10 protein-coding genes are annotated in these 16,816 nt (G+C 72.8%); 2 read left to right on the plus strand and 8 right to left on the minus strand.

The window, feature by feature from the left end:
• Positions 1-51 precede the first annotated feature (51 nt).
• The 6 genes from ACSNN8_RS38730 to ACSNN8_RS38755 form a co-directional block, all read right to left on the minus strand.
• Complete coding sequence (locus ACSNN8_RS38730) at positions 52-3,483, minus strand: Rne/Rng family ribonuclease (RefSeq protein WP_436655377.1); 3,432 nt, start codon at positions 3,481-3,483, stop codon at positions 52-54.
• 132 nt (positions 3,484-3,615) lie between these two features.
• The gene (locus tag ACSNN8_RS38735) at positions 3,616-4,392 is read right to left on the minus strand and encodes a TIGR03936 family radical SAM-associated protein (protein WP_436655379.1); all 777 of its coding nucleotides are present in this window, start codon (positions 4,390-4,392) and stop codon (positions 3,616-3,618) included.
• A gap of 1 nt (position 4,393) precedes the next feature.
• Positions 4,394-6,337, minus strand: coding sequence for a TIGR03960 family B12-binding radical SAM protein (locus ACSNN8_RS38740; RefSeq protein WP_436655381.1), 1,944 nt, complete (start codon positions 6,335-6,337; stop codon positions 4,394-4,396).
• Between the two features lie 19 nt (positions 6,338-6,356).
• Positions 6,357-6,743, minus strand: coding sequence for an STAS domain-containing protein (locus tag ACSNN8_RS38745; RefSeq protein ID WP_436655383.1), 387 nt, complete (start codon positions 6,741-6,743; stop codon positions 6,357-6,359).
• A complete protein-coding gene (locus ACSNN8_RS38750) occupies positions 6,740-9,241 on the minus strand; it encodes a SpoIIE family protein phosphatase (RefSeq protein WP_436655385.1) in 2,502 nt (833 codons plus the stop codon). The genes ACSNN8_RS38745 and ACSNN8_RS38750 overlap by 4 nt, the downstream gene beginning before the upstream one ends.
• A 12-nt stretch (positions 9,242-9,253) precedes the next feature.
• Positions 9,254-10,051 carry an alpha/beta fold hydrolase gene (locus ACSNN8_RS38755; RefSeq protein WP_436655387.1) on the minus strand — a complete coding sequence of 266 codons (798 nt, stop codon included), beginning with the start codon at positions 10,049-10,051 and terminating at the stop codon, positions 9,254-9,256.
• Positions 10,052-10,218: 167 nt separating this feature from the next.
• On the opposite strand from ACSNN8_RS38755, the gene ACSNN8_RS38760 reads away from it, so the two are divergent.
• Entirely contained in the window at positions 10,219-11,361 is a 1,143-nt protein-coding gene (locus ACSNN8_RS38760) for a hypothetical protein (protein WP_436655389.1), read from the plus strand.
• Between the two features lie 28 nt (positions 11,362-11,389).
• Positions 11,390-12,850 (plus strand): cryptochrome/photolyase family protein, encoded by a 1,461-nt coding sequence (locus tag ACSNN8_RS38765; RefSeq protein ID WP_436655391.1) that lies wholly within the window; start codon positions 11,390-11,392, stop codon positions 12,848-12,850.
• On the opposite strand, the gene ACSNN8_RS38770 is transcribed toward ACSNN8_RS38765, so the two are convergent.
• Positions 12,847-13,521: a lysophospholipid acyltransferase family protein gene (locus ACSNN8_RS38770; protein ID WP_436655393.1), complete on the minus strand. Its 675-nt coding sequence runs from the start codon at positions 13,519-13,521 to the stop codon at positions 12,847-12,849. The genes ACSNN8_RS38765 and ACSNN8_RS38770 overlap by 4 nt on opposite strands.
• A 151-nt stretch (positions 13,522-13,672) precedes the next feature.
• Complete coding sequence (gene ileS, locus ACSNN8_RS38775; RefSeq protein ID WP_436655395.1) at positions 13,673-16,792, minus strand: isoleucine--tRNA ligase; 3,120 nt, start codon at positions 16,790-16,792, stop codon at positions 13,673-13,675.
• Between the last annotated feature and the right edge of the window lie 24 nt (positions 16,793-16,816).

Raw genomic sequence — 16,816 nt, forward strand, 5'->3', positions numbered from 1 at the left:
GGGTCAGTTAACTTTCTTTACCGAACCGCTCCCGTCGATGTGCCGGCCGGGTCAGGGCCGGGTACGCCGCCTCGCACCGCCACGCCGCGAGCGGCGCCGGGCGGCTCCCGAGTCCACCGCGTCGTCGTCCTCGTCCTCGTCGGCCGCGTCCGGGTCGTCCGCACCGGTGAGCCGCAGCGGCTCGGTCTCGGCCTCCGGCTCGAGCGACTCGTAGCGCGACAGGTCGTAGCCGCTGATGTCGTAGTCGTCGTCCGGTTCCGAGCTGGTCAGCGCCGGGCGGCTCGCGGTGACGATGCCCGAGCCGGCCACCGGGGGCAGGCCCGCGGTCTCCGCCGCCGGGTCGTCGCCCTCGGGCCGTGCCGCCTCGGTCACCGGCGACATCGGCTCGGCGACCGCCTCGGTCACCGGCTCGGCGACCACCTCGGGCGCCGCCTCGGCGACGGCCGGCTCGACGACGGGCTCGACGGCCGCGATCTCCCCACCGCCGCCGCCACCGCGACGACGCCGGGACTTGCCGCTGGGCTGCTGTTGCTGCTGGGCGGGAGCGGTTTCCGTACGGGCCGCCGCCGCCACCGCCTTGACCTGGTTCGCGGCGCCGTTCGACCGCTTCTCCGGCACCGGCTCGGTGTGGATCAGCACACCGCGGCCCTTGCAGTGGTCGCAGGTCTCGCTGAACGCCTCGAGCAGGCCCGAGCCGATCCGCTTGCGGGTCATCTGCACCAGGCCCAGCGAGGTGATCTCGGTGACCTGGTGCTTCGTGCGGTCGCGGCCCAGGCACTCGGTGAGCCGCCGCAGCACCAGCTCGCGGTTGCTCTCGAGCACCATGTCGATGAAGTCGATGACCACGATGCCGCCGAGGTCGCGCAGCCGCAGCTGCCGGACGATCTCCTCGGCCGCCTCGAGGTTGTTGCGGGTCACCGTCTCCTCGAGGTTGCCGCCCGCGCCGGTGTACTTGCCGGTGTTGACGTCGACCACGGTCATCGCCTCGGTGCGGTCGAACACCAGGTGGCCGCCCGAGGGCAGGAACACCTTGCGGTCCAGGCCCTTGAGGATCTGCTCGTCGATCCGCTTGTCGGCGAACACGTCCCCGGAGCCGGTGTAGCGGTGCATCCGCTCCAGCAGGTCCGGCGACACCGAGTTGAGGTAGTTCTCCAGCTCGCCGTACGCCGAGTCGCCCTGCACGATCAGCTCGCGGAAGTCCTCGTTGAACAGGTCGCGGACCACGCGGATGACCAGGTCGGGCTCCTCGGAGAGCGCGACCGGCGCGTGCCCCTCGGCCGCCCGGTGCTGGATCTCCTCCCACTGCGCCTGCAGCCGCTTGACGTCGCGGGCCAGGTCGTCCTCGCTGGCGCCCTCGGCCGCGGTCCGCACGATCACGCCGGCGCCGTCGGGCACGAGCTTCTTGAGCACGTCCCGCAGGCGCTTGCGCTCGTTGTCGGGCAGCTTGCGGCTGATCCCCGAGGCGTTGCCGTTGGGCACGTAGACCAGGTGCCGGCCGGAGAGCGCGATGTGGCTGCTCAGCCGGGCGCCCTTGTGCCCGATCGGGTCCTTGGTCACCTGCACCAGCACCGAGTCGCCGGAGCGCAGCGCCTGCTCGATCGAGCGGGCGCGGCCCTCGAGGCCGGTGGCGTCCCAGTTGACCTCGCCGGCGTAGAGCACCGCGTTGCGGCCCCGGCCGATGTCCACGAACGCCGCCTCCATGCTGGGCAGCACGTTCTGCACCTTGCCGAGGTAGACGTTGCCGACCATCGTGCCGGAGGTGCTGCGCGACACGTAGTGCTCGACCAGGATCCCGTCCTCCAGGACGGCGATCTGGGTGCGGTCCGGCTTCTGCCGCACGACCATCACCCGGTCGACCGCCTCGCGGCGGGCCAGGAACTCCGACTCGCTCAGGATCGGCGGACGGGTGCGGCGCTGCTCCCGGCCGTCGCGGCGGCGCTGGCGCTTGGCCTCGAGCCGGGTCGAGCCGGAGACGCCCTGCACCTCGTCGGAGCGCCGGGGCTCGCGCACCCGCACGACCGTGTGCACGCCGTCCTCGATACCGCCGGTCTCGGCGTCCCCGCTCGAGCCCTTCCGGCGGCGGCGCCGGCGGCGGCGGGTCACGCCCTCGCCGTCCTCGGCGTCGTCCTCGTCCTCGGCCTCGGCGTCGTCGGCGGACGCCTCGGCGCCCTGGTCGGCGTCGTCGTCCTCGTCCTGCTCGCCGTCCTCGGCCGGGCCCTTGCCCCGCCCGCGGCCGCGGCGGCCACGACGGCGGCGGCGGCGACCGGCCGCGCTGTCGTCGTCCTCGTCGCTCTCGTCCTCGATGCCGTCCTCGACGTCGTCGGCGCTCTCGTCGGCCTCGTCCACCGCCTCGTCGGCGGGCGGCGCGGTGACCTCGGCGGCCACGACCTCGGCCGGCTCCTCGGCGGCGCCGCGGCGGCGACGCCGGCTGCGGCGGCCGGTCTCGGCGGGCTCCTCGACGGCGACGGGCAGGTCGGCGACCTCGGTCTCCGCCTCGGAGACCGCGGGAACGTCCGCCACCGCGGGCGGCACCTCGGCCACCGCGGGCGGCACGGCGGCGGCACCGCGGCGCGACCGGCGAGCCGGGGCCGGCGCGGCCTCGGTCGGGTCCGGCGGCATGAACAGCACGGCAGGCGGCAGCGCCGCGGCACGCCGTCCCCGGCGCGGAGCGGGCGGCTCCTCGACGAAGTCGGCGTCGAGCGGAATCACCCCGATGATCGGCGTCGGCTCCCCGGCGGCCGGCTCCTCGGCGGTCGGCTCCTCGACCGCGGGCTCCTCGCCCTCGACCAGCGCCTCGACCCGCACCGGCTCAGCGGGCGCGCCCGACCGGCCGGCCTGCCCAGCGGTGGTGGCCGCGGCACCCGACGGCGCCGAAGCAGCGGCGTCCGGGTTCACGGCAGCAGCGGGATCGGGGCTCGCGGAAGCGGCGGGGTCGGAGCTCGCGGAAGCGGCAGCGCCGGACGAGTCAGGCGCGTCGGCCGAGGAAGCGGCGGGCGCCGCGGCCTTCTTGCGACGGCTGCGGGTGGCCTTGACCGGGGGTGCGACCTCGCCACCGTCCTCGGACGGGGCGGGCTCAGCGGCCGGAGCGGCGGCCGGCGCCGCTGCCTTGCGGCGGCTGCGGGTGGCCTTGACCGGCTTGGCCGGCGCCTCCTCCGCGGAGGCGGGGATCGAGGCGGGAGCCGTCTCGGCGCCGGTGGACGCCGGCGCGCTCGAGGCGGAAGCGGCCGGCGACTCGTGCACGCCCGCTATCGGATCGGACGGGCTCGCGGCCGCGTCCTGGGCTCCGGCGGCCTCGATGGCCGCGCCCGGCTCGGCGCCCGGGGCGTCGGCCGGCGGTTGCGCCGCGGGGGCCGCCGCCTTGCGGCGTGGGGCCCGCGTGCGGCGCGCAGGGGTCGTAGTTGCGGCGGTCTCGGGCGGAGTGGCAGCTCCGGCCCCTTCACCGCCCTGCTCTCCCAAGTTGTCCTGGGGCTCGTTATCGAGCATGGGGCGCTCTCCAGTTCTGGCGGCCCCGGGCGCGTTTGAGCGCTGCCACGCAGGGTCGCCGCAAGTATTTCGGTCCCGCCGGGTGAGCGGACGGGCTGCCGAAGTCTGTCAACGGACGCCGGCTGCGGGCAGCTAGCGACCTCCGATGGAAGCGTCCTCGCGATCCGCGTCCAACGGATCGACGATCTCCCCCTGCTCGGTGAGCGTGCCCTGGGCCAGCCGGATCACCCGCGGGGGCACCGGCGGCTCCAGGCCCGCCGCTACGCGCAGGCCGGAAAGGACGTCATCGGGACGTACGGCGGGCGTCACCTGTCGTACGACAAGGTCGATTATCGCACACGGTGCGCCGTCCGCCTCGGAAGGTACGGCGGACTGCTGCATCACACTGATGCGGGTCACTGCCTGACGGGCGTCGAACGAGCGCCGGCCCTGCTTGGTCATGCGCTCGACCAGCACTTCTTCGTGGTCGGCGAACGCCTTGACCGCAGCCTCGGCCGCCGCCGGATCGACCTGGGGCAGCTCGATCCGCCAGTGCGAGGCGTCGATCCGGTCGGCCAGGCTGCCCCCGCCGGCCACGACCGCGTCGAGGACGTCGAGCCCCGGCGAGAGCGCGGCGTCGAGGGCCCGGCGCAGCTGATCGGGGTCGACCTCGGCCTGCAACCCGATCTCCAGGTACTCGGCCTCGCTGCCCACGCCGGTGGGGGCGGCGCTGGCGTACGAGATCTTGGGGTGGGGGGTGAAGCCCTGGGAGAAGGCGATCGGCACGGCCGCGCGCCGCAACGCCCGCTCGAACGCGCGGGCGAAGTCGCGGTGCGAGGTGAAGCGCAGCGGGCCGCGCTTGGCGTAGCGGATCCGGATGCGCTGGACGACCGGCGCCTGACCGCCGACGGGCTGGTTCTTGGGAGCCATGTCAGACGGGCACCCGCAGCGAGTTCACCGGAGTCAGCGGCAGCAGCTTCTTGCCGGTGGGGCCGATCTGGATCTCGGTGTCCATCGACGGGCAGACGCCGCAGTCGAAGCACGGGGTCCAGCGGCAGTCGTCCTGCTCGTAGCCGGACATGGCGTCCTGCCAGTCCTGCCAGAGCCAGTCCTTGTCGAGGCCCGAGTCCAGGTGGTCCCACGGCAGCACCTCGGAGTGCTGGCGCTCGCGCGTGGTGTACCAGTCGAGGTCGACCCCGAACTGCGGCAGCACCTCGGCGCAGGCCTCGACCCACCGGGCGTACGAGAAGTGCTCGCTCCAGCCGTCGAAGCGGCCGCCCTTCTCCCAGACGCGGCGCAGCACCGCGCCCACCCGGCGGTCGCCGCGCGAGAGCAGGCCCTCGATCAGCGACGGCTCGCCGTCGTGGTAGCGGTAGCCGATCGCGCGGCCCAGCGACCGGTCGCTGTTGATTTCCTGCTTGAGCATCTTGAGCCGCGCGTCGATGACCTCGGGCCGCTCCATCGGCGCCCACTGGAACGGGGTGTGCGGCTTGGGCACGAACCCGCCGATCGACACCGTGCAGCGGATGTCCTTGGTGCCCGCGGCCTCCCGCCCCGCCTTGATCACCTCGTGCGCCATGCGGCCGATCTGCAGCACGTCGTCGTCGGTCTCGGTGGGCAGCCCGCACATGAAGTAGAGCTTCACCTGCCGCCAGCCGTTGCTGTACGCCGTGACGACCGTACGGATCAGGTCCTCCTCGGTCACCATCTTGTTGATGACCTTGCGGATGCGCTCGGAGCCGCCCTCGGGGGCGAACGTCAGGCCCGTACGGCGGCCGTTCTTGGACAGCTCCTGGGCGAGGTCGATGTTGAAGGCGTCGACGCGGGTGGAGGGCAGCGACAGCGAGACGTTGGTGCCCTCGTACTGCTCGGCCAGGCCGGAGCACATGTCGCCGATCTCGGAGTGGTCGGCGCTGGAGAGCGACAGCAGGCCGACCTCGCTGAAGCCGGAGTACTCGAGGCCCTCCTTGACCATCTGGCCGACCGTGGTGATCGAGCGCTCCCGCACCGGGCGGGTGATCATGCCGGCCTGGCAGAAGCGGCAGCCGCGCGTGCAGCCGCGGAAGATCTCGACCGCGTAGCGCTCGTGGACCGTCTCGGCGAGCGGGACCAGCGGCTTCTTGGGGTAGGGCCAGGCGTCGAGGTCCATCGTCGTGCGCTTGTTGACGCGGAACGGCACGTCGGGACGGTTGGGCACCACGCGCAGGATGCGCCCGTCGGGCAGGTAGTCGACGTCGTAGAAGCGCGGCACGTAGATGCTCTCGGTGGCGGCCAGGCGCAGCAGCAGCTCGTCGCGGCCGCCGGGGCGGCCCTCGGCCTTCCACTCCCGGATGATGCCGGTGATCTCGAGGACGGCCTCCTCGCCGTCGCCGAGCACGGCGGCGTCGATGAAGTCGGCGATCGGCTCGGGGTTGAAGCTGGCGTGGCCGCCGGCGAGCACGATCGGGTCGTCGTCGCCGCGGTCCGCGCTGTCCAGCGGGATGCCGGCGAGGTCGAGCGCCGAGAGCATGTTGGTGTAGCCCAGCTCGGTGGCGAATGAGAGGCCGAGCACGTCGAAGGCCTTGACCGGGCGGTGGGCGTCGACGGTGAACTGCGGGACGCCGTGCTCCTTCATCAGCGCCTCGAGGTCGGGCCACACCGCGTACGTGCGCTCGGCAAGCACGTCGGGCTGCTCGTTGAGCACCTCGTAGAGGATCTGCACGCCCTGGTTGGGCAGGCCCACCTCGTACGCGTCGGGGTACATCAGCGCCCACCGGACGGTGGTGGCGTCCCAGTCCTTGACGACGGCGCCGAGCTCGCCGCCCACGTACTGGATCGGCTTGCTGACCCGGGGCAGCAGCTGCTCGAGCTGCGGGAAGACGGAACGTACGCTCATGGGCCTCAAGGGTACGCGTTCAGGAACCGATCTCCGCTGCCGCCCGGTCCAGGCTGGTGGCCAGAAGGTCCTCGCGGAACGCGCACAGCTGCAGGGTCATCCGGGCGGCGCCGGTCTCCCCCACCACCAGACGGGTCGGGGTGCCGTGGTCGCTGAGGTCGCCGATCAGCGCGTCGAGCAGCCGCACCCCGGCGCTGTCGAGGAACGAGACGGTGGTCAGGTCGATCACCACCTTGCCCGCCGACTGGATCCGCTCGACGATCGCCTTGCCGATCTCGGGCGCGTTCGCCAGGTCGATCTCCCCGTTGAGCGACACCACCTCGGCGTCGCCCAGCTGCGAGAACGTGACCCAGCGGTCCAGCCGGTCGGTCGGCACGGGCAGGCCGCCCCGCGTGAACTCCATCATGAGGCCTCCCGGCGGCCCCGCCGCATCGTCACCGTCGTTCCGTCGCCGCGGTCGAAGAGCACCTGGTCCATCGACTCGCGGATGAGCTGGAGCCCGCGGCCCCGGGCCACGTCGGTGACCGGGCCGCGCCACGTGCCGCGGTCGGTCACCCGCACCTCGACCGCGTCGGCGGTCACCGTGGCGACCACGTCGATCATCCCGAACGGGTCGTCGCGGTAGCCGTGCTCGATCGCGTTGGCCACCGCCTCGGAGCAGGCCAGCAGCACCGCGTCGCGGCACACCGGCTCGACGCCGTGCGCGGTCAGCCAGCCCCGCAGGTCGGCGCGGAGCAGCGCGATCTGCATGCGGTCGGCGCCGATCGTGCGCTCGATGCGCTCCTCGGTGCCGAGCGTCACGCACAGCATGCAGACGTCGTCGGAGTGGTCGCGGCCGACCAGGGTGTCGGCGAGCCCGGCCGGCAGCCCCTGCAGCGGCGCGTCGCGGCGTCTCGCGTACTCCCGGGCGAGCACCTCGAAGCCCTGGTCGATGGGGCGGGTGCGGCGCTCGATCAGCCCGTCGGTGTAGAGCAGCAGGCGGCTGCCGGCGGGCAGGCGCATCCGGTCCTCGGTGCGCCGGGTGTCGCCGGCCTTGGAGCCCAGCGGCGCCGAGCGGCCCCGCAGCAGGAACTCCGGCGAGCCGACCGGCTGCAGCAGCAGCGGGGGCAGGTGACCGGCGCAGGAGTACGCCACCTCGCCGCTCGCCAGGTCGATCTCGACGTACGCCACCGTGGCCATCCGCGCCGACTCCACCCGGTCGACGAACCGGTCCAGCCCCTCGATCAGCCGGGCCGGCCCGTTCTCGTTGGAGGCGAGCGCGCGGACGGCGCTGCGCAGCTGCCCCATCGTGGTGGCCGCCTCTATCCCCCGGCCCACCACGTCGCCGACCACCAGCGCCAGCTTGTCGTGGGTGATGAGGAACGCGTCGAACCAGTCGCCGCCGACCTCGAGGTCGTGCGTGGCGGCCTGGTAGTAGGTCTCCACCGCGAACCGGCTGTCGCCGCCGGGCAGGTCGCCGGCCAGCAGGCTGCGCTGCAGCGTCCGGGCGATCTGGCGCTCCTGCTCGTAGAGCCGGGCGTTCTCGAGCGCGAGCCCGGCCCGGTCGGCCAGCTCGATGAGGAACGTCCGCTCGGCCGCCGCGCCGCGGCCCTCGGAGGCCAGCCGCAGCGCCAGCGTGCCGAGCACGAGGCCCCGGGCGGTCAACGGCAGCACCGAGTAGTCCAGCTCGTCGTCCTCGGCCGCGAAGACCGGCTCGCCGCTGGCCGCCACCTTGCCCAGGCGCTGGGTCAGCACCTCCTCGTCGGGGCGCGGGCCGCCGCCGTCCTCGACCAGCGGGGTGGTGCCCACGTGCAGCCGCACCTCGGCCCAGTCGGCGATCTCGGGCACGATCCGGTCGACGAGCCGGCGGGTGCGCGGCAGCAGCCGGTGCAGCTCGTCGAGCGAGCGGGTGGTCGCGGCCAGGAACGACGCCCGGTCCTCGCGGCGGCGCACGTCGTCGTAGAGCCGGGCCCGGTCGAGCGCCTGCCCCGCCTGCTGGCCGAGGAGGCGTACGACCCGCAGCTCCCCGTCGGTGAGCCTGCGCTCGCCCTTGAAGCTGAACGCCAGCACGCCGAGGGTCGCCACGCCGGCGCCCTCGTCGGCCGGGCCGGTGGTCAGCGGCAGCAGCACCACCGTGTTGCGGCCGGAGCGGCGCATGGTGTCGACCAGGTCGGGGAAGTGCTCGCGCGCCTGGGCCAGCGAGCCCACCACGTGCAGGTCGCCGCGCTCGGCGACCTGGGCCACGGCCCGCGGCGAGGAGCGCGGCATGTCGTCCCAGTTGCCGGTGGTCGGGTCGGTCGAGGCGACCGCGACGATCGTGTCGCGCTCGTCGTCGACCAGGTAGATGCTGCTGCTGGCCGCGCCGAAGGCCGCCTCGGGCGCGCGGACCACCGCCTCGGCCACCTCGGCCTCGGTGGGCGCGGCCGCCAGGTCGGCCACGATCTGCTGGAGCACCCGGACCCGGCGCTCGGAGGCCTCGGCGGTCTGCCGGGCCAGCAGCAGCTCGCGCTCGTACTGCCGGCGCTCGGTGGCGTTGAACAGGGTCGTGCGGATGGCGCGGGGCTGACCGGCGTCGTCGCGGCCGAGCGTCGAGTTCACCAGCGTCGGCAGGTGCCTGCCGTCCGAGCAGACCACGTCGAAGGCGAGCTCGTGCACCTCGTCCTGCATGCGCAGCAGCGGGGCGTAGTGGGTCTCGTGGTAGATCTGCCCGCCGGCGTTGAGCAGGTCACGGAACCGGCGGTGCCCCACCAGCTCGCCGCGCGTGTAGCCCGTCCAGCTCAGGAACGTCTGGTTGACCCGGACGATCGTGCCGTCGGGGAGCGTGGTCAGATACCCGCACGGCGCGTGCTCGTACAGGTCGTCGGGGTCCTCGTCCCAGGGCGGCCGCAACTCCTCCGTCACGTCCGGCCCACCAGTGTCACTCACGATCCGCCGCTTCTAGAGCCACGCCCTCATGGCGCTGATCATCTCGTCAGGTGCGCTGAGGTTGGGGCAGTGCCCGGTGGCGTTCAAGTGCACGAGGGTGCTCCCGGGGGTGTGCTTGTGGACATAGTCGCCGACGACCTCCGGCGCGATCACGTCGTCCGAGCATTGCAGGATCAGCGCGGGCGTGCGCACCTTGAGCAGGTCGTCGCGGTTGTCGCCGAGGAACGCGACGCGCGCGAACTTCTTGGAGATCTCGGGGTCGGTGCGGCAGAAGCTGTTGGTGAGCTCCTGGCCCAGCTCGGGCCGGTCGGGGTTGCCCATGATGACCGGCGCCATCGTGCTCGACCAGCCGAGGTAGTTGCTGTCGAGCGAGTCGATCAGCGACTCGAGGTCGGCCTGGCCGAACCCGCCGACATAGCCCTCGGAGGGCTCGTTCATGTAGCGCGGCGACGGGCCCACCAGCACCAGGCGGGCGAAGCGCTCCGGCTCCTCGTTCGCCGCCATCACACCGATCATCGCGCTGACCGAGTGGCCCACGAAGACGACGTCCCACAGGTCGTGCTCGTGCAGGATCTCGAGGACGTCGTCGGCGTATCCGTGCAGGGTGGAGTAGCGCTCTTCGTCGTAGGCGGACAGGTCCGACCTGCCGTTGCCGACGTGGTCGAACAGGACGAGCCGATGCGTGTCCCCGAAGGCCGGAGCGACATGGCGCCACATGTTCTGGTCGCAGCCGTACCCGTGGGCGAACACCATCGGCTGACCGGTGGGGTTACCGGTCAGGGTGACGGCGTTTCTCTGCGTCGTTCTCATGTCCCGGTAACCATACGGCTCCAGAGCGTCCGGCACATCGCCCCGGTTGTCCGGCATTTGCATCCGCCGTCCGGTCCGCCGCGCGCCGGGGCGGGTGGCACACCGCCTCTAACCTGGGAGTTGACCGCCCCGCCGGGATCTTTCCCGGCAGTGAAGGAGATCGACGGATGGCCGACCCGCAGCCGGAAGGCGCCCCGCCGGCCGACGGAGTGCGCGACCGGACCCGGGTGGACGACGGCTCGGAGCCCTCCACCGTGGACGCGCCGGCGCGGTGGAGCGGCTCGGCGGCCGTGCCCGCGCCCTCGGCGCGCAAGCAGTGGTGGCGCCGTGACCACCCCGAGCCCGAGGAGCCCACCCCGGCCGATCCCTGGCTGACCACCCCGCCCGTCGATCCGTGGGCCGGCCAGGACACGGCCTGGGAGCCGTATCCGGTGGTGGTCGACGAGACGGCCGCCCCGGCGCCGATGCCCCCGACCCGCGTCGAGCCCCCGGCGCCCACCATGGTCGAGTCGCCCGCCGGCACCGCCTCGCCGCCGCCCGCGACCGCGCCGACGCCGCCCCCGGCCGCTCCGAAGCCGCCCTCCGCCACGTCGGCGCCGCCGGCCCCGGCGCCCGCCGCCACCAGGCCGGCCTCGCCCGCCAACGCGCCCGAACTCTCCAGAAGGCAGCGCAGAAAGGCCGCCAAGGCGCAGCGGCCGCCGAGCCCGCCGGTCGCCCCCACCATCCAGGGCCGTCCGCTGCCGCCCGCGCCCCCGTGGGCGCCGCGCCCGGTCAACCGCCCGATGCCGCCCCCGCCGCGCCGCAGGCGCCGCTGGGGCCGCCGCTTCGCGCTGCTCGGGCTGCTCGGCGTGGTCTGCTGCTGCGGCGTCCCGTTCGCCTGGTTCCAGCTGCCGACCGCCCGGCAGTACCCGGTCAGCGCCGCGCTCCCGAAGACCTTCGCCGACCTGAAGCTGCGCGACACCGAGGAGACCGGCCCCGACGGCTTCGCCGGCGTCTACCGCGACGGCCGCGGCAAGCGGGTCACGGTCTTCGGCGAGACCGGCTTCCGGCTGACCCCCGGCTCGGATGTGCGCGCCCGCCTCGAGCAGGCCGCCGCCGACTACCAGCTGCGCGACATCGAGTCGTTCGACCTCGGCGAGTTCGGCGCGCACGAGAGCTGCGGCGTCGGCCGGGAGAACGGCACGTCGGTGGTCGTCTGCGCCTGGGCTGACCACGGCAGCGTGGCAACCGTGCTGCTCACCCGCCGTTCGGTCGCCGACAGCGCCGAGCTGGTCGGCCGGCTGCGCGAAGAAGTGCTGTCTCCCGGTTGATCGTGTCCGGGCCGGGCACGATGGCCCTATGACCCGACGGTGGCTGTTCGCCGATCAGCTCGGCCCGCACTTCCTCGACTCCCCCGATCAGCAGGTGCTGCTGGTGGAGTCCAAGGCGGTGTTCCGGCGCCGCGCCTTCCACCGGCAGAAGGCGCACCTGATCCTGTCGGCGCTGCGCCACCGCGCCCTGGACGACCGGGTCCGGCTGGTCCGGGCGGACACGTACGCCGTAGGGGTCCGGGAACGGGTGACCGTCTGCCACCCCACCTCGCGCGCCGCCCGGACGCTGGTCAACCGGCTGCCCACCGTCGCCGAGGTGCTCCCGCCGCGCGGCTTCGTCACCGCGCCCGCCGACTTCACCGCCTGGGCGAACGGCCGCAAGCACCTGCGCATGGAGGACTTCTACCGCGACGCGCGGCAGCGGCACGGCGTGCTCATGGACGGCGCCGAGCCGGCCGGCGGCCGCTGGAACCTCGACGCCGACAACCGGGAGCCGCCCCCGCGCGGCGCGACGAGGCTGGGCGTCGCGCCGCCGCCCGCGATCGTCGAGGACGAGATCGACGAGCAGGTCCGTGCGGACCTCGACCGCTGGGAGCGCGAGGACGGCATCGCGTTCGTGGGCAACGACGGCCCGCGGATGTTCCCGGCCACCCGCGACGAGGCGCTGGCCCGGCTCGACCACTTCGTCGAGCACCGGCTGGCGACCTTCGGCCCGTACGAGGACGCCATGCTGGCCGGCGACCCCTTGATGAGCCACAGCCTGCTCAGCGCCGCGATGAACCTCGGGCTGCTCGACCCGCTCGAGGTGGTGGAGCGTGCCGAGCAGGCCTATCGGCAGGGCGACGCCCCGCTGGCGAGCGTCGAGGGCTTCGTCCGGCAGATCATCGGCTGGCGCGACTTCATCTGGCACCTGTACTGGTATTTCGAGCCCGAGTACCGGGCCGGCAACGAGCTGGGCGCCCGCGGGGAGCTGCCGCGCTGGTTCGCCGAGCTGGACGCAGACGCGGTCGAGGCGCGCTGCCTGTCCGACGTGCTGGCCGGGGTGCGCGACCGCGGCTGGGTGCACCACATCCCGCGGCTGATGGTGCTCGGCAACTACGCCCTGCAACGCGGCTGGCGGCCGGGCGCGATGGCGGACTGGTTCCACCGGTCGTTCGTGGACGGCTACGAGTGGGTGATGACCGCCAACGTGATCGGCATGAGCCAGTACGCCGACCGGGGCCGCATGAGCACCAAGCCGTACGCGGCGGGCGGCGCCTACATCAACCGGATGAGCGACTACTGCGGCGGCTGCCGGTACGACCCCAAGGTGCGCGTGGGCGACGCCGCCTGCCCGTACACCGCGGGGTACTGGTCGTTCCTGGCCCGCAACGAGCCCGTCCTCGCCGGCAACCACCGGATGCGCCAGCCGCTCAACGGCCTGCACCGGCTCGCCGACGTGGAGGCGCTGGTCGAGCAGGAGCAGGCGCGCGGCTCGCGCGCGCCCTAGCTCGCCGAGGGCTTCGCGGGGGCGTACCTCGGCACGTACTCCTGGCCGGTCAGCTTCTGGATCTCGGCCATGACCTCGTCGGTGAGCGCGCGCAGCGACGTGCGGTCGTCGGCGCGGCCCTCGGTCTCGATCGGTTTGCCGAACTTGATCGTGACGACGCCGCGGGCCGGTTTCGGGTACATCTGCCCGATCGGCTGCACCTTCTCGGTGCCGAGCATGCCGACCGGCACGATGGGCACGTGGGCGGCCACCGCGAGCCGGGCCACGCCGGTGCGGCCGCGGTAGAGCCGGCCGTCGGGCGAGCGGGTGCCCTCGGGGTAGAGCGCGACCGCGTCGCCGGCCTTGAGCACCGGGATCGCGCCGTCGAACGCGGTCAGGGCCGCCCGGCCGCCGCCGCGCTCGACCCGGATGGCGCCGAGCCCCTCCATCAGGCTGCGGTTGAACCAGCCCTTGAGGCCGGTGCCGTTGAAGTACTCGGCCTTGGCCCAGAAGGCGAGGTGGCGAGGCACCACCGAGCCGAGGAACAGCTCGTCGGCGACCGACAGGTGGTTGCCGGCGAAGATCACGCCGCCGGTCCGCGGGACGTAGTCGAGCCCCTCGACGTGCGGACGCCAGCCGAGCATCATCGCGTTGCCGACAGTGAGCTTGCCGATCGTGTAGAGCAGCGGCAACGGGGGTTCCTCCGGGGGCAGGGGCCTACGCGAAAGTTGGTGGGGGCGCGCTCAGGTTACCGGACGGAAACTCGCCGGGTCCCCGTCCGCGGGGCCGACCGGCCCGGACATTCATCACAGATGTGGCACATATCCGGGCCGGTCGCCAGCCTCAGACGGTCTTCGAGACCCGAACTGTGACCTGATCTCCCTCGCCGACCTCGCCGGCGAAGCCCTCGACCCCGGGCTCCTCGAGGATCACCGAGGTCGCCAGCGTCTCGCCGCCGACGAACTCCTGGTGCGCCTCGACGGCCGCGCGCACCGGCTCGGCGGCCGAGACGGTCAGCGCGATCCGGTCCGAGACGTCCAGCCCGGCGTCGCGGCGGGCCTGCTGCACGACGCGGATCACGTCGCGGGCCAGGCCCTCGGCGGCGAGCTCCGGCGTGACCGCGGTGTCGAGCACGACGACGCCCGCGCCGCCGGGCAGCGGCGCCGAGCTCTCGACGTCCGCCGCGACCAGCTTGAGCTCGTACTCGCCCTCCTGCAGGGTGACGCCCGCGGCCACCGGCGCGCCGTCGACCAGCTGCCAGTCGCCGGCTTTGACCGCCTTGATGACCTGCTGCACCTGCTTGCCGACGCGGGGGCCGAGGGCCCGCGGCACGACGGTGAGGACCTGCTCGCAGTACGCGGCCACGTCGTCGGTGAACACCACGTCCTTGACGTTGACCTCGTCGGCGACCAGGTCGGCCAGCCCGGCCAGCGCGGACGCGTCCGCGGTGGCGACGGTCAGCTTCGCCAGCGGCAGCCGCACCCGCAGCCCGCGCGCCTTGCGCAGCGACAGCGCGGCCGAGGCCACGTCGCGGATGGCGTCCATCGACGCGACCAGGTCGTGGTCGGCCGGGAGGTCCGCCGCCGAAGGCCAGTCGGTCAGGTGCACCGAGCGGTCGCCGGTCAGGCCGCGCCAGATCTCCTCGGTGGTCAGCGGCGCGAGCGGCGCCACGACCCGGCACAGCGTCTCCAGCACGGTCGCGAGGGTGTCGAACGCGTCGGCGTCGCCCGCCCAGAACCGGTCGCGCGACCGGCGCACGTACCAGTTGGTCAGCGCGTCCAGGTAGGACCGGACGCTTGCCGCGGCGCCGGAGATGTCGTACTCGTCCATCTGCCGCTGCACGTCGGTGACCAGCTCGCCGGTCTTGGCCAGGATGTAGCGGTCGAGCAGGTGCTCGGAGTCGCTGCGGAACCGGGCCTCGTAGCCGGCCGCGTTGGCGTAGAGGCTGAAGAAGTACCAGACGTTCCACAGCGGCAGCAGCACCTGGCGCACCGAGTCGCGGATGGCCACCTCGGTGACCGGCATGTCACCGCCGCGCAGCACCGGCGACGACATCAGCATCCAGCGCATCGCGTCCGAGCCGTACGTGTCGAAGACCCGGTAGACGTCCGGATAGTTGCGGAGCGACTTGGACATCTTGCGGCCGTCCTCGCCCAGCAGGATGCCGTGGCTGAGGCAGTTGCGGAACGCGGGCCGGTCGAACAGCGCGGTGGCCAGCACGTGCATGGTGTAGAACCAGCCGCGGGTCTGGCCGATGTACTCGACGATGAAGTCGCCCGGGTAGTGGTGCTCGAACCAGTCCTTGTTCTCGAACGGATAGTGCACCTGGGCGAACGGCATCGAGCCCGACTCGAACCAGCAGTCGAGCACCTCGGGCACCCGGCGCATGGTGGACCTGCCGGTCGGGTCGTCCGGGTTGGGGCGGGTGAGCTCGTCGACGTACGGCCGGTGCAGGTCCTTGATCTCGACGCCGAAGTCGCGCTCCAGCTCCTCGAACGAGCCGTAGACGTCGACGCGCGGGTACTGCGGGTCGTCGGACTTCCACACCGGGATCGGCGAGCCCCAGAACCGGTTCCGCGAGATCGACCAGTCGCGGGCGTTGGCCAGCCACTTGCCGAACGAGCCGTCCTTGATGTGCGCCGGCGTCCAGGTGATCTCCTGGTTGAGCTCGACCATCCGGTCGCGGAACTTCGTCACCGCCACGAACCAGCTGGACACGGCCTTGTAGACCAGCGGGGTGTCGCAGCGCCAGCAGTGCGGGTACGAGTGCGTGTAGCCCTCGTGGCGCAGCACCACACCGCGGCTCTTCAGCTCCGCGATGACCGGCTTGTTGGCGTCGAAGACCTGCACGCCCTGGTACGGCGGCACGAGCGAGGTGAACCGGGTGTGGTCGTCGACGGTCACCACGGTCGGGATGCCGGCCGCGTTGCAGACGTTCTGGTCGTCCTCGCCGAAGGCCGGCGCCTGGTGCACGACGCCGGTGCCGTCCTCGTCGCTGACGTAGTCGGCCGCGAGCACCTGGAACGCGTTCGGCCCGCCCTGCTCGACCAGGAAGTCGAACATCGGCGTGTACCTCCGGCCGGCCAGCTCACTTCCCTGCACCGTGCCGACCTGCGTCCAGCCGTCGAGCTCCTTGGCGTACGAGGCTGTCCTCGACGCCCCCATGATCAGTCGCCGGCCGTCCTTCTCCAGGATCGCGTACTGCAGGGACGGGCCGACGGCGAGCGCGAGGTTCGACGGCAGCGTCCACGGCGTGGTCGTCCACACCGCGATGTCCTCGCCCGTCTCCAGGCGGAACGTCACCGTCAGCGCCGGGTCGGTGCGGTCACGGTAGACGTCGTCCATCCGGGTCTCGGTGTTCGACAGCGGGGTCTCGCACCGGAAGCAGTAGGCGAGCACCCGGAAGCCCTCGTACACCAGGCCCTTGTCGTGCAGGGTCCGGAACGCCCACATGACCGACTCCATGTAGCTGGGGTCGAGGGTCTTGTAGTCGTTGCCGAAGTCCACCCACCGGGCCTGGCGCGTGACGTAGCGCTCCCAGTCCTTGGTGTAGGCGAGCACGGACGTACGGCACGCCTCGTTGAACTTGTCGATGCCCAGCTCGACGATCTGCGCCTTGGTGGTGATGCCCAGCTGCTTCTCGGCCTCGACCTCGGCGGGCAGGCCGTGGGTGTCCCAGCCGAAGCGGCGCTCCACGTGCTTGCCGCGCATGGCCTGGTAGCGCGGCACCAGGTCCTTGACGTAGCCGGTGAACAGGTGGCCGTAGTGCGGCAGCCCGTTGGCGAACGGCGGGCCGTCGTAGAAGACGTACTCGTTGCTGCCGTCCTGCCCGGCCGGCCGCTGCTCGACGGACGCCTCGAAGGTCTTGTCGGCCGCCCAGTGCTCGAGCACGGCCCGCTCGACGGCGGGCAGATCGGGGCTGGCCGGCACGCCCGCGGCGTCGGTGTGCTTGGGGTAGGCCATCGGTGGTCGGTCTCCTCGTGAACA

This window comes from Actinoplanes sp. URMC 104 (assembly GCF_051386375.1).
GTDB lineage: Bacteria > Actinomycetota > Actinomycetes > Mycobacteriales > Micromonosporaceae > Actinoplanes.

What these genes read in the sequence shown, in the direction of transcription:
- ACSNN8_RS38740 (WP_436655381.1), bottom strand. Translation starts at nt 6,337, where the DNA reads ATGAGCGTACGTTCCGTCTTCCCGCAGCTCGAGCAGCTGCTGCCCCGG.
- ileS (WP_436655395.1), bottom strand. Translation starts at nt 16,792, where the DNA reads ATGGCCTACCCCAAGCACACCGACGCCGCGGGCGTGCCGGCCAGCCCC.
- ACSNN8_RS38745 (WP_436655383.1), bottom strand. Translation starts at nt 6,743, where the DNA reads ATGATGGAGTTCACGCGGGGCGGCCTGCCCGTGCCGACCGACCGGCTG.
- ACSNN8_RS38735 (WP_436655379.1), bottom strand. Translation starts at nt 4,392, where the DNA reads ATGGCTCCCAAGAACCAGCCCGTCGGCGGTCAGGCGCCGGTCGTCCAG.
- ACSNN8_RS38765 (WP_436655391.1), top strand. Translation starts at nt 11,390, where the DNA reads ATGACCCGACGGTGGCTGTTCGCCGATCAGCTCGGCCCGCACTTCCTC.
- ACSNN8_RS38755 (WP_436655387.1), bottom strand. Translation starts at nt 10,051, where the DNA reads ATGAGAACGACGCAGAGAAACGCCGTCACCCTGACCGGTAACCCCACC.
- ACSNN8_RS38760 (WP_436655389.1), top strand. Translation starts at nt 10,219, where the DNA reads ATGGCCGACCCGCAGCCGGAAGGCGCCCCGCCGGCCGACGGAGTGCGC.
- ACSNN8_RS38730 (WP_436655377.1), bottom strand. Translation starts at nt 3,483, where the DNA reads ATGCTCGATAACGAGCCCCAGGACAACTTGGGAGAGCAGGGCGGTGAA.